The sequence below is a fragment of the Flavobacteriales bacterium genome (assembly GCA_016699575.1).
Lineage (GTDB): Bacteria > Bacteroidota > Bacteroidia > Flavobacteriales_F > PHOS-HE28 > PHOS-HE28.
In genome coordinates this window covers 1394782-1419970 of record CP064979.1, presented here as the reverse complement: position 1 = coordinate 1419970, position 25189 = coordinate 1394782, and the positions used below count along the sequence as shown (strand labels likewise).

Below are 25189 nucleotides of genomic sequence, written 5' to 3'. Positions count from 1 at the left end.
TCACGCCGCCGATCTATTGCCTCCCGATGGATCGGGACGCCGACGCTTGCCGAAACGGGCGCGTGCGATCTCGATGACCATGGGCAGCACGCTGATGCCGATGATGCCCAGCACCACTAGCTTGAAGTTCTTCTGCACGATCTCGCTATTGCCGATGAGATAACCCGCGGTGAGCATGCTGCCGATCCACAGCGCACCGCCCGCGATGTCGAAGGGCAGGAATTTCTTCCGGTAGCTCATGGCGCCCACGCCAGCGACGAACGGGGTAATGGTGCGAACGATGGGAATGAAGCGGGCGATGATGATCGTCTTCACGCCGTACTTCTCGAAGTAACCGTGCGTCTTGTCCAGGTGCTTCTGTTTCACCAGGTCGTAGCCGAACGTCTTCCACTTCACCACGCGCGGACCGAAGAACCGACCGACCCAATAGTTCAGGTTGTCACCGAGCACCGCTGCCGCGAAGAGGAGGAAGAAAAGGAACCAGATGTTGAGCGTGGGCGCGGCTCCAGCGGCCAGCGAACCTGCCACAAAGAGCAACGAGTCACCTGGCAGGAAGGGCATCACGACCAGGCCGGTCTCCACGAAGATGATGGCGAATAGCAGCGCGTAAACCAGACTTCCGTGCGCCGCGATGAAGGCATCAATGACCGACTTGGGGTCCTTGACCAGATCAATGATCGGTTGGATGAGCTCCATCATGTCACTCGCACTTCATTGAGGGGTCCACTTCGCGGCCATAGGCCAGGATGCCGCCTTTCAAGTTGATGAGGTTGGTGTAGCCGTAGCGCGAGCTGAGCGCATTGATGACAGCCCCACTGCGGGCCCCGCTTCGGCAGTGGATCACCACCGGCACGTCCTTTCGCACCTCGTCTATGCGCTCCACGACGTCGCCCATGGGGATGGGCGTACCACCGATGTTGCACAGTTCCACTTCGTAGGGTTCGCGCACGTCGATGAGCTGGAACGGCTTGCCTTCCTTCTTCATCGCTTCAAGTTCTTTCGGTGTGATCTCCTGCATAGTGGGCAGGTTGATGGTTGGTCGTTGTTGGTTGTTCGGTATTGTCGCCCGGCCCTCACTGGTTGTTCCGGGCCCCGCACTCATTCTTTCGTCTGCCGCAGCTTCTCGCTCATGCTCTCGGGCAGGTGGTCGAAGAAGGTGTCGCCGCGCAGGCCGAGGCGCAGCGTTTCCAGGGCTATCACTTCATCCGGGGCGATGTTGCCGAGGTTGACATTCGGCCCCATCAACTGGATGAACCACACTTGTTGCGGCTTGCGCGGTGCTTCCCAGATGATGTCCTTGTTGGGCACCTTGGCGATGATCTTGTTCACCAGTGTGGTGTGCGCATGACCGTTGGGCCGGTAGATGCCCACCGTACCGCTCTCGCGCGCTTCGGCGATCACCTTCCAACTGCCGGCCTTCAGTTCGTCCTGCATCATGCGTACCCAACGCGCGGGGCTGATGAGGATGCCCTCCTCTTTGCTGCCCACTTCACTGAGCACCGTCACCTTGCGGGCCAGCTTGTTGATGTACTCGCACTTTTCCTTGTGCGGAATATTGATGCTCCCGTCGCTCACTTCGGCGAAGTTCAGGCCGAGGTCTTCGATGAGCTTCACGTAGTCCTTGAACTGCCCGCGCGCAACGAAGGCCTCGAACAGCGTGCCGCCGAGGTACACGCGCATGTCGGCTTTGTGGTAGAGGGCGATCTTCTCTTTCAGCTTGGGCATCACGTAGCTGCTGCCGAAACCGAGCTTGAGCATGTCCACTAAGTGGCCACAGCCCTCCACAAGATCCTCGGCCTGGCGCAGGCTGAGGCCCTTGTCCATCACCATGGTGAGCCCTTCCTCGCGCGGCTTGCGGGTGCGCGCGGGGATGTGCGAAAGGCGGTAGTTCATTTATCGTAGAGCCCGATGATGTGCACCACCTGCGGCAAGTGCAGCGCTTCGGGATAATGATCGGTGAGGGCCTTGTGGCCTTTGGGGTCGCTCATCAACGCTTCTTCCAGTTCCAGCAAACCTTGTTGCTCGCGGCCGCAACGGAGGAGGTAGCTGGCCATGCGGAAGCGGTACGCGGGGTTCAGCTTGTGCACCATCTCGCCCTCCTTGAGCTTCTTCATCGCTGCGTCCGGGCCCTTCAGGTGCATGAGCATGTCGGCATGGTCCATCCAGCCTTCGAGGTGGCTCGCGTCGAGCGCGTTCAACTTGGTGTAGGCCTGCAGCGAGCGCTCGTACTGTGCGGCCCGGCCCAGCGTGTTGGCCAAATAGTACCAAGCGTCAGGATGGTCGGGCTGTATGCGCGTGGCGATCTCCAGGTCCTTGATGGCCTCCGCGGTCTTGCTCTGCAGGTCCTTCACCACGCCGCGGCCGATCCAAGCATCGGTCCAGTTGGGGTCCAGCGCAAGGGCTTGGTCATAATGGATGAGCGCTTCGTTGTAGCGCTCCATCTTCTCGTAGCACTCGCCGATGTAGCTGAAGGTGATGGCCTGCGGACCTTCGTAGGTCTGCGTTTCGCGATAGCACGCGATGGCCTCTTCGTAACGGCCGGAGACGAGCAGGTTGCGGGCCTTGCTGAAGTAGGCGCTGGTGAAGCGCTCATCGATGGCGATGCTCAGTTCCAAGGCTTCGTTGCTCTCATCGATGCGCTCGGCGATGGCCAGGGCGTTGCCCAGGTTGTACCACGCCACGAAGGCGTACGGGTACTTGTCCGTGAACTCGCGGAAGTACACGATGCTCTCGTTGTTGCGCCCGGCCAGGTCGTAGCAGTAGGCCAGTTCGTAGAGCACCGCATCGTTCTCCGGGTTGATCTCCGCAGCGCGCAGCAGGCACTGGATGGCATCGTCGAACGCCTCCAGGTTCTCATGCTCGAACGACATGTCGAGCAGGATCTCATCGTGCCCTTCCTCGGCCAGCTCCAACGCCTTCTTGTAGTGCTCGATGGCGCGACGGTGGTCGCGCAGCTGGCTGTGGATGGCCGCCTTGTTCATCAGCACATCCACGTTGTAGGGTTCGGCGCGGCCCAGCTGGTCCAGGATGCTCAGGGCGGCGTTCAGCTTGCCCATGCTCATGAGCACCTGTGCCTCGCAGAAGCGCAGGTCGTTGCTGTTGGGGTGCTGCGTAAAGCCGATGTCGAGCGCCTGTTTGGCCCGGCGCGTCTCGTTCTGCTCCAGATAGTGGTTGATGATCTGGTCGAAGTCCTCCACATCGAAGAACAGCGTCTCGTTGCGGAGCAGCATGCCTTCGAAACGCTGCACGCACGGTGGTGCGTTCTTGCTGCGCTCACTGCGCGGCTGTCTGTGTTCGTTCATGCGGTCAGGGGCGAAAGTAGGTGACCGGTCACTTGCCGATGCCCCAAGTTATCCCTTCCTGTTGATGGCCGCCAAGCACGGTCATGGGCTGGAATGAACCGCCGCAGGTGGATGGAATGCCGTACCATCGGATGCCGCTCTCTTTCACCTTTGCACGCCCTTACGGAACGACCTTCCTTTCCAACTCCATGACCCTCATCAAAAGCATCTCCGGCATCCGCGGCACCATCGGCGGCACACCGGGCGACAACCTTACACCGATCGACGTGGCGCGCTACGCCTCGGCGTTCGGAACGATGATCAAGCAGCGCAGCGGCAAGCAGCGCCCGGTGTGCATCCTCGGCCGCGATGCGCGGTTGAGCGGGCCCATGGTAGGCGATCTTGTGCGCGCTGCACTGGTTGGTCTTGGGTTCGAGGTCATCGACCTGGGCCTCGCCACAACGCCTACTGTTGAGATGGCCGTGCCCGGTGAAGGGGCCGATGCGGGCATCATCCTTACCGCAAGCCACAATCCCAAGCAGTGGAACGCGCTGAAACTCCTCAACGCGAAGGGTGAGTTCATCAGCGCGGCCGATGGTGCCGAGGTGTTGCGCATAGCCGAAGAGAACGCGTTCACCTTCGCTGGTGTCGATGAACTGGGCGGCGTGCGTACCGATGCATCGTGGACGCAGAAGCACATCGATGCGATCCTCGCGCTCGACCTCGTTGACGTGGCCGCTATCCGCGCAAAGAACTTCAAGGTGGTGGTGGATGCGGTGAACAGCGTGGGCGGCGTGGCCGTGCCGCAACTACTGAAGGCGCTCGGTGTGAAGGATGTGGTGGAACTCTACTGCGAACCGAACGGGAAGTTCCCCCACAACCCCGAACCGCTACCTGAGCATTTGCAGGACATCTGTGCGTTGGTGAAGAAGGAGAGCGCGCACTTGGGCATCTGTGTCGACCCCGATGTGGACCGCCTGGCGCTGGTGTGTGAGGACGGCAGCCTCTTCGGCGAGGAGTACACGTTGGTGGCCTGCGCCGACCATGTGCTGGCCAGCCGCCCCGGCGACACGGTGAGCAACCTGAGCAGCACGCGCGCGCTGAACGATGTGGCCGCACGCCACGGCCGCACGCGCCATGCGAGCGCGGTGGGCGAAGTGAACGTGGTGGAACTGATGCGCAAGGTGAACGCACCGATAGGCGGCGAAGGCAACGGCGGCGTGATCCTGAGTGAGCTGCATTATGGCCGTGATGCGCTGGCGGGCATTGCACTGTTCCTGACGTTGTTGGCCAAGCGCGGCGGGACGTGCAGTGCGTTGCGCCGCAGCTATCCGGATTACTTCATCAGCAAGAACAAGATCGATGCCTCGACTGCGCTCGGCATGACAGGACAGGAGAATGGACTGCAAGCCATTCTTGACAGCATGCAACGCAAGTACGCCGCGCAACCGCACAGCACCGTCGATGGCCTTCGCATCGAGTTCGGCAACGAGTGGGTGCACCTGCGCCGCAGCAACACCGAGCCGATCATCCGCATCTACGCGGAGAGCAGCACGCCTGCTGCTGCCGATGCGCTGGCGAAGCGCATCATGGCGGAGCTGGGGGAGTTAGCGGGGGTGAAGGTTTAAGTATCACCGATACACGTCGCTGCGGTGCCCGGCCCGCTCAACGCGAACCAGCTTGATGCCATCGTTGATAAGGTAGATCACACGGTACATGCCGATGCGGATGCGCCAGAGGTCTTGTGCGCCGACAAGCTTCCTGCTTCCTGATGGACGTGGGTCTTTCTCCAGCCCTGTCAGCGCCCGCAGTATCCTCACTTGGATATCGCGCGGCAAACGATGGATCTCCCGCTCCGCAGTACGAGCGACCTCGACCCGGTACATCAGTGCTTCTTGGGCTTGGCCAATCGCCGCTTCAGCTCTGCCAGTGGAATAGCGGGTTCGTTGCGGCGCGATTCACAGACGAGCACGTCGAGGATGTCCTCGACCATCTCCGGGTTCTTCTCGATCAAACTGATGTCGATCTGGAGCTGCTGCTTCCGACCCTTGGCGTCGTAAAGGATGTTGATGCCTTTCATGTTCCTGCGGCTGGCTCAAATGTAAGGCCATGTGCCCGGGTCCCATCGCAGGTCCATCGCAGCGTTCTTTGCGCTCGCGCCATGTCTTTCTTCCGCACCCGCATAGCCCCCACGCCCAGCGGCTTCCTGCACGCGGGCAACGGCATCAACTTCAGCGCGGTGTGGCAATTGGCGAAGGCCAACAACGGAACCATCCTTCTGCGCATCGACGACCTGGATGCGGAACGTGCGCGGACGGAATACATCGACGACATCTTCAGCACGTTGGAATGGCTGGGCATCACATGGCAGGAAGGACCAGCCGGGGTGGAGGATTTCCTGAAGAACTGGAGCCAGCATCAGCGCATGGAGCAGTACGAAGCACTGCTCAACGACCTGCGCGCTCGCGACCTGCTCTACGCTTGCGATTGCTCGCGTGCACAGGTGGCTGCAGCTTCCGCGGATGGTAGCTACCGCAGCACCTGCCGGACGTTGCGCAAGTCTCTTGATGACCCGAACATGGCGTGGCGCTTGAAGTTGCCACCGAACGCCGCTGCCACCTTCCATGAACTGGGCAACGGCATTGTGCAACACGCCATCGGTGGTGGCGACCCCGTGGTGCGCTCGCGGGCCAGCGGTGCCGCGCCGCCACGTCCGGCCTACCATGTCGCATCGCTGGTGGACGACCACCACTTCGGCATCAGCACCGTAGTGCGCGGCGAGGACCTGCTGCCCAGCACCGCGTTGCAGGTGCACTTGGCGGAAGTCACGGGCAACACCGCGTTCGCGCAAGCACACTTCCTGCACCACCCCCTGAGCACCGATGCCCAAGGCCGCAAGCTCAGCAAGAGCGCAGGCGCCGATGCCCTGCGCGAATGGCGCGCCCAAGGGCGTTCCCCGCAGGAGATACACACTGCGGCCCGAGCCTTGCTAACGGCCCGCGGCCTGCTGCCCGATGCAGGCTGAACCAGTCGTCTAACTTGCCGCCCCTTCAAATTGAAGCGCATGCTTACCAACGCGTTCCGCACACTCGCCTCCGCTCTCGCCATCACCACGGCCGTGGGCCTCACCGCCCAGACCGCCCCCGAACTGAAGGTGAAGGCCAAGATGAACTTTGAATTGAACGCCGATGCGGCCCTCTCGCCGCTGGGCCTCTTCAAGAGCGGCGTGGGCGTGGGCGTTTTCCGCGGCTACGATGCCACAAAAGGCCCGGAGAAGTTCATCGACATACCGCCTATACTGCAACAGTACGACCGCACCAAGATGCTGCCCGTCCGCAGCATCACTCCCAACATGAAGGGCGGGAAATGGAAACTGGCGCTTGAAGCCGTGGAGCCCATGGGCGGGAAGTTGATGATGGTGGCCACCAGCACTGACACCCTCGATGGTGCCGTGCAAGTGCTCGTGGCGCAGATCGATCCCGACCTCACCAAGCTCAACGGCCCCTTCACGCAGATCTGCCGTTTCGAGCACATGCGCAAACCTCCGCGCAAGTTCCGCGACGCCCAGCATGGCATTCCCTACGGATTGAAGACCGCACTGAGCCCTGACAGCAGCAAGATCCTCGCGTGGACACCCGAACTCACCGGCGATGAGGTGCACCCCAAGCACGTCTTCATCGCGTTCGACAAGAACATGCAGCTGCTGTGGTACGACCTTGTGAAGAGCCCCATGGAAGCGTCGCGGACCGATGTGCTCGCCGCCGTCATCGACAACGACGGCAAGGCCACCGTGATGATCAAGAGCACCTTCGGTGAGATCAAGTTCAAGAACGCGGAGAACACCTTCAGCAACAAGCTCGTCACCATCACCGAGGATGGTGTGAAGGAGAACGCCTTCGCCCCCGGGGAAGGCCAGTACGCCAAGGATGCTTACATGATCTGTCAGGCCAACGGCACGGTGGTGAGCGCTGGCACAGTGGGGCAGAGCGACAAACGCAATCAACTGACGCCCGGCATTTTCTTCAGCACCATTACCGACGGTGCGCCCACGACAACGGTGCACGAGGTGGAAGGCGAGACACGTCTCAGCGACCTGCAGTGCGACGGCTTCGTGGCCCACAAGGGCGGCTACTACGTGGTGGTGCAGAAGTTCTGGCTCAAGTGGCCGCCCCTGCCCAGCACCGCCACCGAGAAGAGCTACGAGAGCATCGACCCCATCCGGATGCACGACAACGTGTGGGCCTTCAGCCTGGGTACCGACGGCGCTGTGAAGTGGCAGACCAAGTTCACGCGGCAGATGAAGAGCGAAGAGCTCGATGCAGGCCATGTGTTCGCCGGGCAGTACGACGGCCAGCTCTTCCTGCTGATGCTGGACGACGAGGCGAACATCGACCTGCGCAAGAAGGACCAAGTGCTGGAACCCAAGCCCACCAAAGCCGCCCTTACCACCTTCACCACGTTCGACGACCAAGGGAAGTTCCGCACCAAGACCGTGCGCACGGGCGAGTACTTCGATGCGATCCTGGGCACGGAGTTCATCCGTATCAACGATGCTGAGTACATCGCCTTTGCGGCCGAGAACCCCGGCACCACCAAACAGGTGCCCATGCAACTGCTGCTGGTGAAGGCGACGGGGAAGTAGGAAGGGCCTCATCTTTTCGGACGAGCAGCCTGCCTTGGGCCAGGTGCACGGTTACTTTCGGTGTGCAAACACCGTAAACCATGCAACGTTCCATTACCCTTTGCGCCGTAATGCTGTTCACCGCGGTTTCATGGGCGCAATGCCCCGCCACTGTGGGCACCTACGATGGCACACCCGAACTGGGCAATGCCCACACGCCTTTCGCCACCAACACGGGCATGAGCACAGCGCGCGGACAACGCGTACAGTACATCTATCCGGCCAGCGAACTCCTGGCAGCAGGCCTTTGCGCTGGAGCGATCACAGACCTTGCTTTCAAAGCATTGCAAACGGACGTTTCGGATCCCGGTCCGGACGGCGTGCTGGGAACCATCGATGATGGACCATTGCGTTGTGACATGGTGACCGAGGTGCGCATGGGCCACACAGCACTCGCCGATTTCGGGGCGGCGGTCAGCAGCAGTTCATCGCCGTTGTCCGTGGACTGGGAGGCGAGTGTCGGGGCTGGTCCGGCTGTGAACGTCAATTGGTCGTTGCCTTTCACGGTGCAAACCGGGTGGGTTGAATTCCCGCTCATGGTGAACGGCTTCGTGTGGGACGGGGTGAACAACCTGGTCATTGAGGTGGCCTGGTTGCGCAACGCAGTAGTGGGTCTCTCCCCGGCCGTGGAACTCCAGGAAGGTTTGGCCTATACGGCCACAAAGTGGGTGCAAGCGGTGATGCCGAACCTCAACCACGGCAATACCTACCAGGACAACCCACTGACCATCAACACGCAGACCGGTACCACCACCACGCGCCCGGTGACACGGTTCAATAACGGCTCGCTTTCCGCCGTGGTGGGTGCCCCTTCGGCCATACCGCAAGTGTGTGCCGATGAAGCCGACCGGGCCGTCGTCATCACCCGTGCTGAAGCCGACCAGGACTGGGGCGTCGATCTGCTGGATGCTGCCGGGCGACTGATCGCAACGGAGCGCATGGCGTCGGGTACCACTGCACTGCGGATCCCCATGCCGGCAGGCCACACCGGTGTTGTTGTGGCAACGGCCACCGATGCAAGCGGCGCTCGCACAACGCTTGGACGCGTGGTGTTCGTGCGGTAGTACCGATAACCTCCCAAAGGCGCAACGCCCCGGCATGCCGGGGCGTTCTCGCGTTGGTATGTCTGCAATGAGGTGTTCCCAGTAAACCTTTGCACCGCTTCAGCATCCTACCCGCCATGCGCTTCCTCATCGCTCTGTCCTTCACCTGCATCCTTCTTGTCCCGGCGCGCACTGCCGCGCAAGGCATGTACTTCCCGCCGCTCACCGGCACTGCGTGGGATACCCTTTCGCCCGCGTCGCTCGGCTGGTGCCAGCACCGCATCGATTCGCTTTACGCCTTCCTGGAGCAGAAGAACACCAAGGGCTTCGCGGTGCTGAAAGACGGTCGGCTGGTGCTGGAGAAGTACTTCGGCACCTTCACGCAGGACAGCCTGTGGTACTGGGCCAGCGCGGGCAAAACGCTCACCGCCTTCATGGTGGGCCAGGCGCAAGAGCAAGGCTTCCTGGACATTGACGACAGCACCAGCCAATATCTGGGCGCGGGTTGGACCAGTCTCACACCGCAGCAGGAGGGTGCCATCACCCTGCGCCATCAGCTTACCATGACCACCGGCCTGAACGACTTCGCCTTAGGCGGCGCCGACTGCACCGACCCCGCGTGCCTGGAGTACGAAGCCGACCCCGGCACGCGCTGGGCCTACCACAACGCGCCCTACACACTGCTACGTGAGGTTTTGCAGAACGCCACCGGCCAGAACCCGAACGTGTGGACCAACCAGCAGGTGGGTTCGCGTATCGGCATGAGCGGCCTGTGGCTCAACCTCGGTTGGAACAACGTCTATTTCAGCACCGTGCGCGGCATGGCCCGCTACGGCCACCTGCTGCTGAACCGCGGCATCTGGGATACCGACACCTTGCTGAACGACGATGCGTACTTCACCGCGATGTCAACGCCCAGCCAGTCGCTCAACCCGAGCTACGGCTACCTCACATGGCTCAACGGCCAGAGCTCTTACATGCTGCCTGGCCTGCAACTGCAATTGCCCGGTCCGCTGAACCCCAATGCGCCAACTGATATGGTTGCCGCATTGGGCAAGAACGACCAGAAGATCCACGTGGTGCCCGGCGAGGGCCTGGTGGTGGTGCGCATGGGCAACAGCTCCGATACCACATCGCTGGTGCCCATCGTGTTCGACATGGAGCTATGGTCGTACATCAACGCACTCAGCTGCGGCCTCGGCATGAGCGAAGCCGATGCCAACGATGCGTGGCAGGTGCTGCCCGTTGCCGATGGCTTCACTGTGCAATGCCCGCGTGGCGAAACACTGCTGAGCTATGCCGTGGTGGATGCGACCGGTCGCACCGTGGTTGCTGGCGCACCGCAGGGTGGTGTGGTGAATACCGCAGCGTTGCGTCCCGGCGTGCACTTCCTGCTGTTGCGCACGGCAAGCGGGAGGGAGCATGTGCACCGGTTCGTGCGGTAGGGCTGGAGGAGGGTGCTGCTCTCAGCCACTGGCGAGCCCTACCTTAGCATTCCGATCAACGCCGCAACCATGGACATTGCACTGAAGAAGCTCGATCTCGTTCAACGGTTGCTGAGCATCTGGGATGAAGCCGCCTTGCAACGCGTGGCCACCGCCATCGAGAAGGAAGCACCGGCTGAGGATGACATCAGCGATGAGGAGTTGGCGGAGCTGGAGCGTCGCAGAGCCCGGCACCTGAGCGGTGAGAGCAAGTCGTACACGCGAGAGGAGGCCATGCGATTGGCCAAGCAGGGGTTCAAGCGATGATTTTCGACCTGCAATAGGCTCGCGCTTCTTACAAGAAATGACCAAGGAGGAGTACCTCATGTTGTTGTCGGACTTTGACACCTTCAAGGCCAGCGGAGGAATTTCCGAAGCGACCATTGCGGAGGTCGAAGCGACCATCGGTTTCGTCCTCCCTGACGAGTTTAGATTTTTCCTCTCACAGTTCGGCACCTTGCAGGTAGGGAGCGAATCGATACTTGGTCTAGGTGGACCGCAGCACGAGGATCTGTTGAAGAACTACAGGTCCTTCTTGGAATGGAAGCCAACCAGCTTCTTGTTATTGCCGATCTGCGCGGATGGTTTCGGGAACTACCATTGCATCGACTTGCGCTCACCGGATAGAGATCATCGGCCCGTCGTATTCTTTCGGCATGACGATCCCGATGATCTGACACCTGAGGTCATTGCTTCGTCGTTTGACGCGTGGTTCAAGACCATCATCGAGGAAGCCAATGAATGACGAGTGGGACCCGGTGGTTTGTTGCCGAGTAATTCTCAATTGGGATAGCACGCATCTTCGCGCCCCGCATTCCGGAGCGACCATCCGAGCATGGCCAAAGCCAAACAACCCAAGTTCGCGGAGAACCTCACGTTCGCGCATGTGCTGCAACCCGCCTTCGCCGAGGTGATGGAGGACCGCTTCGCGATGAAGGGCCGCTGGAACCGCGACTTCTTCAAGCGCGATGCACCGCTGGTGGTGGAGCTGGGCTGCGGCAAGGGCGAGTACAGCACGGGCCTCGCAGCGTTGCAACCGCAATGCAACTACGTGGGCGTTGACATCAAGGGCGCCCGCATCTGGCGCGGCGCACGCACCGTGAAGGAGCAGGGCCTCACCAACGTGGGCTTCCTGCGCACGCACGTCGATCAGATCACCAGCTGCTTCGCGCAAGGAGAAGTGAGCGCCATCTGGCTCACCTTCAGCGACCCGCAGATCAGCAAGGCCCGCAAGCGCCTCACCGCACCGATGTTCCTGGAGCGCTACCGCAACATCCTGGTACCCGACGGCGTGGTGAACCTGAAGACCGACAGCCCGCTGCTCTACGAGTACACCCTGGAGCAGATCGCAGAACAACAACTCCCCTTGCTGGAGAGCAGCGCCGATGTGTACGGCGAGCTGATGCCGAGACTAGCACCGGACATGCAAGCAGTGCTCAACATCCGCACGCACTACGAGCGATTGTGGTTGGCCGAGGGGAGGACGATCCACTACTGCCGGTTCCGGGTGAGGAGGTGAACAAGGGGAAAGACCACCGAGGCACAGGGGCACAGAGCAGCACGGAGTTGCTGGTCAGCCCATCGCGGCGAGGGCGTTCCAATACGAAGAAGGCACGGAGAGAACCATCGGCGCATGCCTCCTGGTTTTCTCCGTGCCCCTGTGCCTCCGTGGTCTTCCTTTCCTGGTCCCTTACTTCGACAACACCGTGAACTCCGTGCGCCTGTTCCGCTGGTGCTGGTCGTCGTTGCACTTTGTGCACTCGCAGGTCTCGCTCGGCTTGGTTTCGCCGTAGCCCTTGCTCTGCACACGCTCCTTGGCGATGCCGTTCTTCACCAGGTACTCCACGGCGCTCTTCGCGCGCTTGGTGCTCAGGTCCATGTTGTACTGGTCCTTGCCGCGGCAGTCGGTGTGGCTGCTCAGCTCGATGGTCACCGTGGGGTTCTCCATCAGTGTGGCCACCAGCTTGTCCAGTTCCACCGCTGCATCCTTCCGGATGTTCCACTTTGCCAGGTCGTAGTAAATGTTCTCCAGGCGGATGGTGGCACCCACTTCCAACGGCACCAGTTTGAAGTCGGTGACGATGACCGCGTTCGGCTTGCCCTTGGTGCTGATGCGTGCGCTCTGTTTGAAGAAGCCGTCCTTCTCAACGCTGATGCGGTAGTCGTTCTCGGGCTTCAACGGGAAGGTGTACCGGCCGTCGGCACCGGTCTTCATCTCCGCCAACTTGCTGCCCTGTGCGTCCATGAGCACCACCAGTGCATCGGTGAGCTTCTCGCCGGTGTTTGCGTTGGTCACCGTGCCTTCTGCACCGTAGTCGTACTTCTCCAGTTCGATCACGATGTTGTCCAGGTCGTCGTTCTCGGTGTCCACGCCCACCTCCTTGCGCAGGTAGCCGTTCTTGCTGCCGGCCACGGTGTAGCGCTCTTCGTAGGGCACTTCAATGGTGAACTTCCCACCGGGGAGCATCTCGATGATGGCGCCGGACATCATGTTGCCCGCAGCGTCCTTGATGACCACCGTTGAACCGTCGATGGGTGCGTTCGTTCCCTTCTCCACCACGATGCCCTTGAGGAAGATGCCGGGTTTGCGCACGGTGGTGCCGTAGATGTCGTCGCTGCCTTTGCCGCCCGTGCGGTCGCTCACGAAGAAGCCCGTGCTGTCGTCGCGCAGCAGCACCAGGCCGTGGTCGTTGGTGCGACTGTTGAGCGGTGCGCCCATGTTCAACACGCGGCCCGGGCCTTTGCTGGTCAGACGGCTCATGAAGATGTCCATGCCGCCCAAGCCAGGGTGCCCAGTACTGGCGAAGTACAGCGTGCTGTCCATGCCGATGAAGGGGTGCATCTCGTCACCGCTGGTGTTCACCTTGGGGCCCATGTTCTGGGGCACGCCCCACTTGCCGCCGAGGTTATCGCAGAACCAGATGTCGGTTCCGCCCTGCCCGCCGGGCCGGTCACTGGCGAAGTAGATGCGGCGCCCATCGCGGCTCACGCACGGGTGGCCGGTGTTGGATTGTTTGTCGTTGTGATCGAACGGCACCAAGTTGCCCCACTCCTTGTTGTTGTATTCGCCGGTGGTGATGTCGCAGTAGTAGATGCCCAGCTTCAGCTCGCCGTTGTCGGCCTTCTCCGGCACACCGTAATACCAGTTGTTGCGGGTGAAGTAGAGGCGGTGTGCGAGACTATCGTAGGTGACCGTACCGTCGTGGTAGCGGCTGTTCACGTCCTTGCGCATCACCAGCGGGTCGTCGGCGGTGTTTCCTTTCAGCAGAGCGGTGTAGAGGTTCAGGAAGGGCTGATGGTCCCATGCGTAGCTCCTTGTGCCGCCCACGCCTTCGCCCCGCGCGCTGGAGAAGATGAGCAGGTCGTCCATGATGGCCACACCGAGGTCGGCCATGGGGCTGTTGATGGGGATGGTGCGCACCGTGCTGCCGAAGCCTTCGCGGGTGAGGCGGGTGAAGAGCGTGGTGTCCTTGGCGTAGGCGGCGGCACGCGCTTCGTCGGCATTGCTGGCATTGCAGCGTTGGTACCATGTGATGGCCTCGCTGTACTTGCCGTTGGCGCGCAGCAGATCGCCGTAGCGCATCATGTCGGTGCAGTTGGTAGCGCCGGTCATCACCTGCTTGTACGTGGCTTCGGCCTTGGCCCATTCGCCCATGTTGGTGTACGCCTTGCTGAGCGCACGCAGGTCCGATGCGTCGGCCTTGCCGCTGGCCACAATGTCTTCGTAAATGCTGGCCGCTAGCGGATAGTCGAACTCCGTGAGCGCCTTCTCGGCCATGCGCTGCTTCAGGTGCTGCGCTTGTGCGAACAGCGGCAGGAGGAAGGAGAGGAGCAGGAGAAGGCGCATCGTTGGGCGTGCGTTCATCACTGGTGTATTCGTCTGCTTCATGGATCAGAAGTAGCGCGGTGAACGGATGCCGGAGATCTTCTTGCCGAGCTCAAGACCGAGCATGATCTCGTGGCTGCCGCCGCTGTAGTCGCGCATGCTGCTCAGCGGGAAGTCGTAGGCGTAGCCCACGGAGAAACGATCGCTGATGAGGTACTGCGCCATGGCGCCCACGGCATCCTGGTGGCGGTACATGGCGCCCAGCCAGAACTTCTCATAGAACAGGAAGTTGAGGCTCACGTCGAAGCTCATCGGCGCACCGTTCACGGCCTTCAGCAGCATGGTGGGCTTCAGCTTGGTGTAGGTGCTCAGGTCGAACACGTAGCCTGCGCTGAGGAACCAGTGGGGCCGCTGACCGGTCTCGCTCACGAAGGCCAGACTGTCCGTTTCGTAGAACTCGGTGCGCAGGAATTTCGGCGTGCTCAGGCCGATGTAACCGCGATCGCCGTAGTACATCACACCGAAACCGAACTGCGGATCGGTCTTGCTCGTCACGTTCGCTTGGAACACCTGGTCGTTGCTCTGCAACGGGCTCAGCTCCGCGAAGCGCCCTTGGAACAGGTTCAAGCCGCCCTTGATGCCGAAGGCCAGTTTCGTTTTGCTGAAGAAGATGCGGTAGGCCACGTCGACGTTGAAACCGTACTGGGTCACCGGACCGTGCTCATCGCGCAGGATCGTTCCTCCGATGCACAGGCTCTCGTGCCATACCGGTGCGTGAGCGGTGAGCGTCTGCGTGGTGGGCGCGCCTTCGAAGCCCACCCATTGGTGGCGGCTGAGGGCTTTGATCTGCAGCCGGTCCGCACTGCCCGCATAGGCGGGGTTCAGCGCCAGCATGTTGAACATGTACTGCGTGTACTGCGGATCCTGCTGGGCCAGCGCCGGGGCACCGAAGCAGAGCGCGATCACGAATTGTTGCCAACGCATAGCTCTCATCGTTGTTGGTCGTTTGTCTTCAGTGGACGGTCAGCGTTCCGCTCAGCGTTTCAGGTAGATGTAACCGGTGTAGGGCTCGTCGCCGTTGCCCAGGTCGAGGATCATGTAGTAGGTGCTCTCCGGCAGCTCCTCGCCCCAGTTCATGCTGTTTTCGCTGCGGCCGTCCCAGTCGTTGTTGTAGGGGCTGCGCTCCAGCACGATGTTGCCCCAGCGGTTGAACACCTTGATGCTGTTGTTCGGGTAGAACTGCAGGCCATCGATCACATAGGTGTCGTTAACGCCATCGCGGTTCGGGCTGAACGCATCGGGGATGATGAGCGTGAGGCAGTCTTCCTGTTCCACGATCATGGTATCGGTGCTGGCAGGGCAGGGGCCATTGCTGATGGTCCATGCGAACACGTTGGTGCCCTGCTGCAGGTCTGTTACGAGCGTGGTCGGATCGCTGGCATCCACGATGGTGCCGGTGCCGCTCACCAACGTCCACACACCGGTGCCGGTGCTGGTCGCAGGCACGGCGTTCAGGTTGATGCTGGTGCTTTGGTGCTGGCATTGCGTGAAGCTCTCACCGGCGTCGGCCGGGTCGATGTTGCTGTCGTAGATGGTGATGGTCACCTGGTCGGTGGTGGTGCCGCAGGGGCCGTTGCTCACCGTCCATTCGAACACGTTCGCGCCCAGGTCGAGACCGGTCACATCGGTGCTCGCGGACGATGCATCGGTGAAGGTGCCGCTGCCGCTCACCACCGTCCACTGGCCCGTTGCAGGCAGAGGCGGCTGGTTGGCATCGAGCGTTACGGAGGTCACGGGCGAGCAGAAGTCCTGGTCGTCGCCCGCATCGGCCTGCGTCAGCGTGTTGTCGAACACGGTCACGGTCATGGTGTCCGTGGTGATGCCGTTCGCGCATGGGCCGTTGTCGATGGTCCACACAAGTGTGGTAACACCCGGCTGCAGACCGGTGACCGTGGTGGTGGGCGACGTGGGTGAGGTGATGTTGCCCGATCCACTGATGATCGTCCATGCACTGGTGGCCGGGAACGTCGCGGTGTTGCCGGCCATCGTCACGCTGCTCGTCGGTGTGCAGATCTCTTGGTCAGGACCAGCTGCTGCATCGGGCTGCGCTGCATCGAACACCGTCACCGTCACTTGGCTGGTTGTGGTGCCGCAGGGGCCGTTGGCAATGCTCCACTCGAACACGTTGGTACCGATGCTCATGCCCGTGACTTCCGTGTTGGGGCTGCCCGGGTTGGTGAACACACCGGTGCCGCTGATCAGTGTCCAGAAGCCGGTGGCCGGTGCTACAGGCACGTTGGCGGCCATGATCACTTGGTTCGGGAACGTCGGGATGCAGATCTCCTGGTCGGGACCGGCATCGGCTGCGTCCGCGTCACCATCGTAGATCTCTATCACCAGCGTGTCGCTCGTCAGGCCGTTCGGGCAGGGGCCGTTGTCGATGGTCCAGATGAACGTGTGCGTGCCCACGGTGAGGTTGCTCACAGGGCTGTTCGGGTCGGCCACCGCACCGATCTGAGCCGTTGCGCTTGTCGTGGTCCATGAGCCGAAGCCCGGGAACACGGCGCTATTGGCGCTGAGGTTGCTCGTGCTCGTAGGTGTGCAGAACTCCTGGTCAGGTCCTGCCGTCGCATCCTGTGCCGCGTCATCGAACACGAACACGCTCACCGTGTCGCGGGTGATGTTCGGACCAAGGCCGCAGTTGCCGTTGTAGATCTCCCACACGAAGATGTTCTGGCCCACGCTGAGACCGGTCACCGTGCTGTTCGGGTCGTTCACGTCAGCGATGACACCGGTGCCGCCCACGAGCGACCATGTGCCGTAGCCAGGGAAGACCGCGCTGTTGCCTTGCATAACCGTGGAGTCGGTCGGTGTGCAGAGTTCCTGGTCAGGACCGGCATCCGCGGGCGGTGCGCTCGGATCGAACACCGAGATCAACAGTGTGTCGCTGTTGAAGATGTTGTCCGGGCAGGGGCCATTGTCGATGGTCCACAGCAACGTGGTTACGCCGAGCGTGAGACCGGTGACCGTGGTGTTGGCCGCGAGGCTGTCGGTGATGGTGCCGCTGCCGCTCACGATGGTCCAGAACCCGGTGAACGGGAGTGGCGGAACGGTGGCCGTGATGTTGGCGGTGTTCTGCGGCAGGCAGATCTCCACATCGGGTCCGGTCACCGGCGCAGGTGTGCTGTCCGGGAACAGGATCACCGTCATGGTATCGGTGGTGATGCCGTTCGGGCATGGTCCATTGTCCACTGTCCACACGAAGGTGTTGTAGCCCTCGGCCATGCCCACCACCAGCGTGTTCGGGTCGTTCACATCGGCGAAGAGGCCCGCACCTTGGATCAGCGACCATGTGCCGATGGCAGGGAAGGTGGGCGTGTTGCCCGCCATCACGATGCTATCGTTCGGCGTGCACTGCTCCACATCTGGACCGGCGTTCGCAGCAGGGTTGAACTCGTCGAACACGAACACGCTGATGCTGTCCGAGCTGATGCCGCAGATGCCGTTGTCGATCGTCCACACCAGCACGTTCTCGCCAACGATCAGCCCGCTTACGTCGGTCGTCGGGTCGTTCACGTCGGTGAAGGATCCCGCGCCCACGGCGGTCCAGGTGCCCGCGGCCACGCCAGCAGGCGTATTGCCGGCCATGGTGGCGGTGGTGTTCGGCGTGCACAGCTCCTGGTCAGGACCGGCAGCAGCCGGCGGCTGGTTCAGGTCGAAGAGCTGGATGATGACGTTGTCCGTGGTGAGGCCATTGGCGCAGGGGCCGTTGTTCACCACCCACTGGAACTCGTTGTTGCCGATCCCCAGGTTGGTGACGGTGGTGTTCGGATCGTTCGGGTCCGTGAAGATGCCCGTGCCATTGATCAGGACCCACAAGCCTGTCGCAGGGAAGGTCACCGCGCTGCCGCTAAGGTTGGCGCTCGTGATCGGCGTGCACACCTGTTGGTCAGGTCCTGCGTTGGCATCGAGGTTGCCGTCGTCGAAGACGAAGATGCTCACCGCGTCACTCGTCGGTTGCGCGCACGGGCCGTTGGACACGCTCCACACGAAGATGTTCTCGCCCACCGGCATGCCGGTGATCAGCGTGTTCGGATCGGTCGCGTCCACAATGGTGCCGCCACCGCTGGCCAGCGTCCAAACTCCGGTGCCGGGCGCGATCACCGCGCTGCCGGCCATGGTGGCCTGCGGCGCATCGTCGCATACTTGCTGGTCAGGGCCCGCATCGGCATCCGGCATGCCGCCGTCGTAGAGGGTGATGTTCACCGTGTCGGTGGTGATGCCGCTTGCGCACGGGCCGTTGTTCACTGTCCAGACCAGCGTTGCGGTGCCCACACCGATGGCCGTGATGGTGGTGCCGGGATCGTTGGCGTTGGTGATGGTCGCGGTGCCGCCGATCAACGTCCACGTGCCCATTGCCGGGAAGATCACATTGCTGCCGGCCAGCGTGGTGAAGTTGTTCGGAGTGCAGAGATCCTGGTCAGGACCAGCGTCCGCCACTGGGTTGTTCTCGTCGAACACGAAGATGCTCACCTGGTCGGTGGTGGTGCCGTTGGCGCACGGGCCATTGTCCACGGTCCACTCGAAGATGTTCTCGCCCACGGCGAGGCCGTTCACCACGGTGTTCGGATCGCTCGGGTCAACCGGGATGCCGCTGCCGCCGATGAGCGTCCAAGTGCCCGTGCTTGGGAAGGTGGGCACGCTTCCTTGCAAGGTTGTTGTGCTCGTCGGCGTGCACAGCTCTTGGTCGGGGCCCGCATCGGCGCTCGCACTGAACTCGTCGAAGATGAAGATGCTCACTTGATCGGTTGTGGGCACCCCGCATGGGCCGTTGTTCACCGTCCACTCCAAGATCACTTCACCCACGCCAAGGCCGGTGCAGATCGTCAGCGGATCGTTCACATCAGCAAGGAACGCGGTGCCGCTCACGACCGTCCACGTACCGACCGCCGGGAATGTCACGGGGCTACCGGCAAGCGTTACGCTGCTTTGCGGGGTGCAGATCTCCTGGTCGGGGCCCGCATCGGCGTTGGCGTTCGTTTCGTCATAGAGGAAAATGTGCACCGTGTCGCTGGTGATGCCGTTGGCGCACGGGCCATTGTCGATCGTCCACGCGAACACGTTCTCGCCGATGCCCAGGTTGCTGATCACCGTGGTGGGATCGTTCGCATCGGTGATGGTTCCCGCGCCACTCACCAAGGTCCATGTGCCGATGGCAGGGGCCGTGATCGCATTGCCTGCCATGGTGGCGTTGATGTTCGGCGTGCAGAGGTTCTGGTCAGGTCCTGCGCTGGCGTCGGCTTGCTGATCGTCGAACAGGAAGATGCTCACAGCATCGGTGGTGATCGGGTTGGCGCAAGGACCGTTGTTCACCGTCCACACGAAGATGTTCTCACCCACAGCGAGACCGGTCACCGTGGCGTTCGGGTCGGTATCGTCGCTGAAGATGCCCTGGCCTTGTTGGATCGTCCATTGGCCCGTGGCGGGGAAGGTGTAGCTGCTCGCGCTCAGCTGTGCGCTCGTGGTCGGCAGGCACAGCTCTTGGTCGGGGCCGGCTGCGGCGATCGGATTGTTCTCGTCGAAGACGAAGATGCTCACCTGGTCGGTGGTGGGCACGCCGCCATTGCAGCTGCCGTTGTCGATGGTCCAGGTGAATATGTTCTCACCGATCGCGAGGCCGCTCACTTGCGTGTTCGGGTTGGCCGGGTCGGCGATGGTGGCTCCGCTGCTGGTGGTCCAGAAGCCCACGGCCGGGAACGTCGGTGTGTTACCCGCGAGGTTCGTTGTGGTCAGCGGCGTGCAGAGGTCTTGGTCATCACCGGCGTCAGCAGCGGGTTCGTTCGGGTCGAAGACGATGATGGTCACCGTGTCGCGCGTGATGGCGTTGGCGCAGGGTGCGTTGAACACCACCCACTCGAACTGGTTGATGCCGAGCGACAGCCCGCTCACCGTGGGGTTGCTGATGGTGTTGTTGCTGATGGCGCCTGTGCCCGAGATCAAGCTCCAGAGACCGGTCGCGGGATACGGTGCGGGGCTTCCGGCGAGCGTGGTGTTCGTTGTCGGCAAGCAGAGCTCCTGGTCGGGGCCGGCATCGGCCACGGGCAGGTTGCCGTTGTGCAGCACGAGCAAGGTGCTGTCGCTGCTGGTGCCGCAAGCACCGTTGTCGATGGTCCACACGTAGATGTTGTCGCCCACGCTGATACCGCTAATGATCGTGGTCGGCGAGTTCGGATCGTTGGCGATGCCGGTTCCCACCACCGTGGTCCATGTGCCCACGCCCGGCGCGGTGGCTGCATTGCCTTGCATCACGATGAAGGGCAGCGGCGAGCAGAGCGTGCGGTCTGGTCCGGCATCGGCCTCATCGGCCGTGTGGTCGAACACGCTTACCACCACGGTGTCGGTGGTGATGCTGTTCGCGCAAGGGCCGTTGGTCACCGTCCACACGAATACGTTGTCGCCGATGCCCAGGCTGTTCACCAGGGTGCTGCTCGCAGTGGGCGATACAATGTTGCCGCTGCCGCTCACCAAGGTCCACAGGCCGGTGGCCGGCACAATGAGGCTGCTGCCGGTGAGCGTGGTCTGTGTGGTGGGTGTGCACAGCTCCTGGTCGGCGCCTGCGTTGGCTATGGGGTTGTTGGCATCGTAGATGAGTATGCTCACCAGATCGGTCGTGTTGCCGCACGCACCGTTGTTCACCGTCCATTGGAACACGTTGATGCCTACCGGAAGGTTCGAGATGGACGCGTTCGGGTTGTTGTTGGCGATGTTGCCGCCACCGCTGATCAAGGACCAGCTGCCGGTTGCTGGCGCGAATACCGGTGTGGCGTTCATGATGGTGCTGCTGGTGGGCGTGCAGAAGCTCTGGTCCGGACCTGCGGCCGCTTGCTGGCTGTTGCCGTTGAAGAGGGTTACTACCACCACGTCGCTCGTGATCGGGTTCACGCAGGGGCCGTTGCTCACGGTCCATACGTACTCGTTGGGCCCGAGGCTGATGCCGCTCACCGTGGTGTTCGGGTCTGTGGGGTCGGCGAAAACGCCGGTGCCCGACTGCACCGTCCACTGGCCGGTGGCGGGTCCGTTCAGCGCGCTGCCGCTCAGTTGTGCGCTCGTGAGCGGTGTGCACAGCTGGAAGTCAGGGCCAGCGTTCGCCACGGGGTTGCCCTGGTCGAAGACGAACACGCTCATCTGGTCCGTGGTGAGCGGGTTGGCGCATGTGGGCCCATTGGTCACTGTCCATTGGAACACGCTGGTGCCCACCGTGAGACCGGTCACGGTGGTGTTCGGATCGTTCGGGTCGGTGATGTTGCCCGAGCCGCTCACCAATGTCCAAGTGCCCGTACCGGGGAAGATCACCGGCGTACCCGCCAGCGTCACCGTGTTCGGGAAGGTGGGAATGCAGATCTCCTGATCGGGACCGGCGCCCGCAACTGCTTGGTGGCCCGCGAACACGCTGATGGTCACCTGATCGTCCGTGTTAGCACCGAAGCACGAGCCATTGTCCACCTGCCACTCATACACATGCACACCGATCGGCAGGTTGGTGATGTCGGTGTTCGGATCGTTCACGTCGGCAACCGTGCCACCTGCACCGCTGATGAGCACCCATGTGCCCACAGCAGGAGCCGTCACCGCGCTCGCCGCCATCGTCACGCTGTTGGTCGGCGTGCAGATGTCCTGGTCAGGACCAGCATCCGCGGCCGGGTTCGCCGCATCGAAGATCTCGATGGTCACTTGGTCGGTAGTGGGAGACGCTGTGCAAGGGCCGTTGTCCACGGTCCACTCCAACACCACGGTACCCACCGAGAGACCGCTGATCTGCGTGTTCGGATCGTTCGGGTCGTCGATGACCGCAGTGCCGCTGATCAACGTCCACTGACCGGTTGCCGGGAAGATGAGCGCGCTGCCCTGCAAGGTGGTGGTGCTGGCCGGCGTGCAGATCTCCTGGTCGGGGCCGGCGTTGGCGATCGGCGTGGACAGGTCGTACACCGTGATGGTGATCTCGTCCACCGTCACCGGGTTGCTGCACACACCGTTGTCCAACGTCCATGCGAACACGTGCACACCCACCGGCAGTCCGGTGATGGTGGTGGCCGGTGAATTCGCGTTCGTGATGGTGCCGCTGCCGCTCACCAGCGTCCACTGGCCCGTCTGCGGGAAGATGGGCGCGTTGCCCGATACGCTCACACTATTGGTGGGCGTACAGATCTCCTGATCCGGGCCCGCGTTCGCAACTGGCGCGTTCTCGTCGTACACCCACACCGTCACTTCATCGGTGGTAGTGCTGCCGGGACACGGGCCGTTGGTCACCGTCCACACGAAGATGTTCTCGCCCACCGGCAGGTTGGTGATGGTGGTGGTGGGGCTGTTGGGGTTGGTGATGGTTCCACCACCGTTCTGCACGCTCCATGTGCCGGTGGCCGGTGCGGTGGGCACGCTGGCCGCCATGGTGGCGGTGGTGATCTGGTTGCAGATCTCCTGGTCAGGACCGGCGTTTGCCACGGGACTGTTCGGGTCGAAGACCACAACCGTCACCTGATCGCTCGTCACACCGTTGGCGCAAGGGCCGTTGTTCACTGTCCATTGGAAGATGTTGGTGCCCACCGTAAGGCCGGTGACACCGGTGATGGGGCTGGTCGCGTTGGTGATGGCTCCGCCGCCCTGCACCACGCTCCAAACACCACTGGCCGGCGCAGTGGGCACACTTCCGGTGAGGCTGGTGGTGGTAGCGCAGATCTGCTGGTCGGCACCGGCGTTGGCGTTCGGGCTGTTCGCATCGAACACCGTGATGGTCACCTGGTCGGTGGTGGGCGCGCCGCAGGGGCCGTTGCTCACCGTCCATGTATAGGTGTGCACCCCGACCGGCAAACCGGTAATGGTGGTGCTGGGACTGGTGGCCGTGGTGATGGTGCCGCCCACGCCGCCGCTCAACGTCCATAGGCCCGTTGCGGGGAAGGTCACGGCGCTGCCCTGCATGGTGGCGGTGCTCGTCGGTGTGCAGAGCTGGATGTCCGGTCCGGCGTTCGCGATCGGCTGCGTGTTGTCGAACACGGTGATGATCACGTCATCCTGTGGGTTGCCGCAAGGGCCGTTGTTGATCGTCCAACGGAAGCGGTTGGTGCCGATGCCCAGGTTGCTTACGCCGCTGGTGGGCGAGTTGGCATTGGCGAAGGTGCCCGTGCCTTGTATCACCGTCCACGTGCCCACGGCCGGCGCGATCGCAGCGTTGGCGGCGAGCGTGGTGCTGTTGGTGGGAAGGCACAGCTGCTGGTCAGGACCTGCGTTCGCAGCGGGCTGTGTGTTGTCGTAGCGCGTTATGGTCACCTGATCGGTGGCGGTGCCGCAGGTCTGGTAGTTCACGTTCCATTGGAACACGTTCGCGCCAATGCTCAGGCCGCTCACCACGGTGTTCGGGTCGCCTGCGTTGGCGAAGGTGCCCGTGCCGCTGATGACGCTCCAGTTGTGCGGCGCCTGGCTGTAGGGCAGCGTTGCGGCCAGCGTTGCGCTGGTGGCGCACACGTTCTGGTCCGGTCCCGCGTCCACCGGTGTGTTCGGTGGTGTCACTATCACCGTGAAGCCGTAGTCGTTGGTGCCTACCAGCGGACAGCCGTTGTCCTGCACCGTTACCGTGAAGAAGTTCTGTCCGATGTTGGCGTTCGTGGGTGTCCAGTTGAAGGTGCCCGTTTGGAAGGGCGCGCCCGTAGCAGTGAACGTGGCGCCTGGTATGCCGTTGTTCCAGGTGAGGAACGTGTTGTCGCCGTCGGGGTCGTTGCTCGTGATGGTGAATGACACGGGCGTGCCCGCACAGACTTCCACCGAATAGTTGCCCCCGCCATTGACACCGCTGGCAGTAGGCGGCTGTCCTGTGCACGAGCGGATGACGAACTGGATGTCGCGCGTGATGCTACCGATCAGCACACCGTTACGGTACTCGTTCACGCGGTACGTCACCACGCTTACCTGCAGCTGGTTCGGTATGCAGGTGAGCGTTCCGGTCTGCGGATCGAGCACCACGGCACCTGCACCGCCGCCGTTGCGGATGGGCTGGGTGAACGTGTACCCGGGGTTGTAGGCCAGATTGCCGCCGTTCACGCCCTTGGCGTTCACCAGTTGGAAGGCGAGCGAGTCACCGTCGGCATCCACCGCGCCGGGGTTGTAGCTCAGCGGCTGGTTCACGCAGTAGAACGGCGTGGGCATGGTGAGGAACTCGGGCGAGGTGTTGCACGGGTTCACCGTGTTGTTCAACTGGGCCTCCAGGTACAGTTCCTGCCCGCCGGGCTGGTTCAGCGAGGTGATGGCGTTGTTGCGGCAGCAGAGGTCCCAGCTGATGATCCAATCGTTGCAGTTGGCGAAGGCGCTCAGGTTCACCGTGCTGGTGTACGTGTAGCGCTCTACGCCGTACTGGCCGCTCGTGCTGGTGCAACGGTCCGTTTCGAAACTGCAGATCGGGGTGATGATCTGCACACTGCTGAAGGTGAAGTTCTGCGTGAAGTTGGCGTTGCAAGCCTGCGAGCGGATGCGGAAGTCGAGGCCATTGTTGCCGTTGGTGGGGGCGGCCACGCCGTTGCAGTCGCGGTAGAAGTTCAGCGTCACCAGGTAGAGGTCGTTGCCAATGCATTCGTAGGTCAGCTCACCGCCCATGGCGTGGGTGGCTTGCGCACGCTGCGGCGCCAGCACGGCCGCCATCAAGAGCAGCAGCGCGGCGGAGGCGGCAAAACGTTGAACGAAGGAGGCGAGGCGAAGGCGTAGTTGTCCGGTCATGGTACGCGGTCAATGATCAGGGCACTGTTGCGCGGCTCGCACGTTCACGGCCGCACCCCTGTCGGAAAGCCAAGTGGGACGGGGCTTTCCAACCAAGTGGGGATCGGGCAAAACTA

17 protein-coding genes are annotated in these 25189 nt (G+C 62.3%); 8 read left to right on the top strand and 9 right to left on the bottom strand.

Going from position 1 to position 25189, the window contains the following annotated elements; all coding sequences use genetic code 11:
• From IPJ76_05820 to IPJ76_05805, 4 genes are all read right to left on the bottom strand, one after another.
• Positions 1-696 (bottom strand): VTT domain-containing protein, encoded by a 696-nt coding sequence (locus IPJ76_05820; protein ID QQR88402.1) that lies wholly within the window; start codon positions 694-696, stop codon positions 1-3.
• Between the two features lie 4 nt (positions 697-700).
• Positions 701-1018 carry a rhodanese-like domain-containing protein gene (locus IPJ76_05815; protein QQR87743.1) on the bottom strand — a complete coding sequence of 106 codons (318 nt, stop codon included), beginning with the start codon at positions 1016-1018 and terminating at the stop codon, positions 701-703.
• An 80-nt stretch (positions 1019-1098) separates the two neighbouring features.
• Positions 1099-1893, bottom strand: a complete 795-nt coding sequence (locus IPJ76_05810; GenBank protein ID QQR87742.1) for a phosphosulfolactate synthase — start codon at positions 1891-1893, stop codon at positions 1099-1101.
• Positions 1890-3302 carry a tetratricopeptide repeat protein gene (locus tag IPJ76_05805; protein QQR87741.1) on the bottom strand — a complete coding sequence of 471 codons (1413 nt, stop codon included), beginning with the start codon at positions 3300-3302 and terminating at the stop codon, positions 1890-1892. The genes IPJ76_05810 and IPJ76_05805 overlap by 4 nt, the downstream gene beginning before the upstream one ends.
• Positions 3303-3490: 188 nt before the next feature.
• On the opposite strand from IPJ76_05805, the gene glmM reads away from it, so the two are divergent.
• Entirely contained in the window at positions 3491-4909 is a 1419-nt protein-coding gene (gene glmM / locus IPJ76_05800; protein ID QQR87740.1) for a phosphoglucosamine mutase, read from the top strand.
• Between the two features lie 3 nt (positions 4910-4912).
• On the opposite strand, the gene IPJ76_05795 is transcribed toward glmM, so the two are convergent.
• Both IPJ76_05795 and IPJ76_05790 read right to left on the bottom strand, forming a co-directional pair.
• The gene (locus tag IPJ76_05795) at positions 4913-5170 is read right to left on the bottom strand and encodes a type II toxin-antitoxin system RelE/ParE family toxin (protein QQR88401.1); all 258 of its coding nucleotides are present in this window, start codon (positions 5168-5170) and stop codon (positions 4913-4915) included.
• On the bottom strand, positions 5167-5361 hold the full coding sequence (locus tag IPJ76_05790) for a hypothetical protein (protein ID QQR87739.1): 195 nt from the start codon (positions 5359-5361) through the stop codon (positions 5167-5169). Before IPJ76_05790 ends, IPJ76_05795 begins: the two co-directional genes overlap by 4 nt.
• An 81-nt stretch (positions 5362-5442) precedes the next feature.
• Here IPJ76_05790 and IPJ76_05785 point away from each other — a divergent pair, with 81 nt between their 5' ends.
• The 7 genes from IPJ76_05785 to trmB all read left to right on the top strand — a co-directional run bounded on the left by IPJ76_05785 (position 5443) and on the right by trmB (position 12008).
• Entirely contained in the window at positions 5443-6306 is an 864-nt protein-coding gene (locus tag IPJ76_05785) for a tRNA glutamyl-Q synthetase (GenBank protein ID QQR87738.1), read from the top strand.
• Positions 6307-6345: 39 nt separating this feature from the next.
• The gene (locus IPJ76_05780) at positions 6346-7923 is read left to right on the top strand and encodes a hypothetical protein (GenBank protein QQR87737.1); all 1578 of its coding nucleotides are present in this window, start codon (positions 6346-6348) and stop codon (positions 7921-7923) included.
• Positions 7924-8003: 80 nt separating this feature from the next.
• Positions 8004-9026: a hypothetical protein gene (locus IPJ76_05775; protein ID QQR87736.1), complete on the top strand. Its 1023-nt coding sequence runs from the start codon at positions 8004-8006 to the stop codon at positions 9024-9026.
• 116 nt (positions 9027-9142) lie between these two features.
• On the top strand, positions 9143-10450 hold the full coding sequence (locus IPJ76_05770) for a serine hydrolase (GenBank protein ID QQR87735.1): 1308 nt from the start codon (positions 9143-9145) through the stop codon (positions 10448-10450).
• A 69-nt stretch (positions 10451-10519) separates the two neighbouring features.
• On the top strand, positions 10520-10756 hold the full coding sequence (locus IPJ76_05765; protein ID QQR87734.1) for a hypothetical protein: 237 nt from the start codon (positions 10520-10522) through the stop codon (positions 10754-10756).
• Between the two features lie 37 nt (positions 10757-10793).
• On the top strand, positions 10794-11234 hold the full coding sequence (locus IPJ76_05760; protein ID QQR87733.1) for an SMI1/KNR4 family protein: 441 nt from the start codon (positions 10794-10796) through the stop codon (positions 11232-11234).
• A 90-nt stretch (positions 11235-11324) separates the two neighbouring features.
• Positions 11325-12008: a tRNA (guanosine(46)-N7)-methyltransferase TrmB gene (trmB, locus tag IPJ76_05755; GenBank protein ID QQR87732.1), complete on the top strand. Its 684-nt coding sequence runs from the start codon at positions 11325-11327 to the stop codon at positions 12006-12008.
• Between the two features lie 171 nt (positions 12009-12179).
• Here trmB and IPJ76_05750 read toward each other — a convergent pair whose 3' ends face one another.
• The 3 genes from IPJ76_05750 to IPJ76_05740 are packed head-to-tail and all read right to left on the bottom strand — an operon-like array spanning position 12180 to position 25073.
• The gene (locus IPJ76_05750; GenBank protein QQR87731.1) at positions 12180-14378 is read right to left on the bottom strand and encodes a carboxypeptidase regulatory-like domain-containing protein; all 2199 of its coding nucleotides are present in this window, start codon (positions 14376-14378) and stop codon (positions 12180-12182) included.
• A gap of 3 nt (positions 14379-14381) precedes the next feature.
• Positions 14382-15299 (bottom strand): type IX secretion system membrane protein PorP/SprF, encoded by a 918-nt coding sequence (locus tag IPJ76_05745; protein QQR87730.1) that lies wholly within the window; start codon positions 15297-15299, stop codon positions 14382-14384.
• 51 nt (positions 15300-15350) lie between these two features.
• A complete protein-coding gene (locus IPJ76_05740; protein QQR87729.1) occupies positions 15351-25073 on the bottom strand; it encodes a gliding motility-associated C-terminal domain-containing protein in 9723 nt (3240 codons plus the stop codon).
• Between the last annotated feature and the right edge of the window lie 116 nt (positions 25074-25189).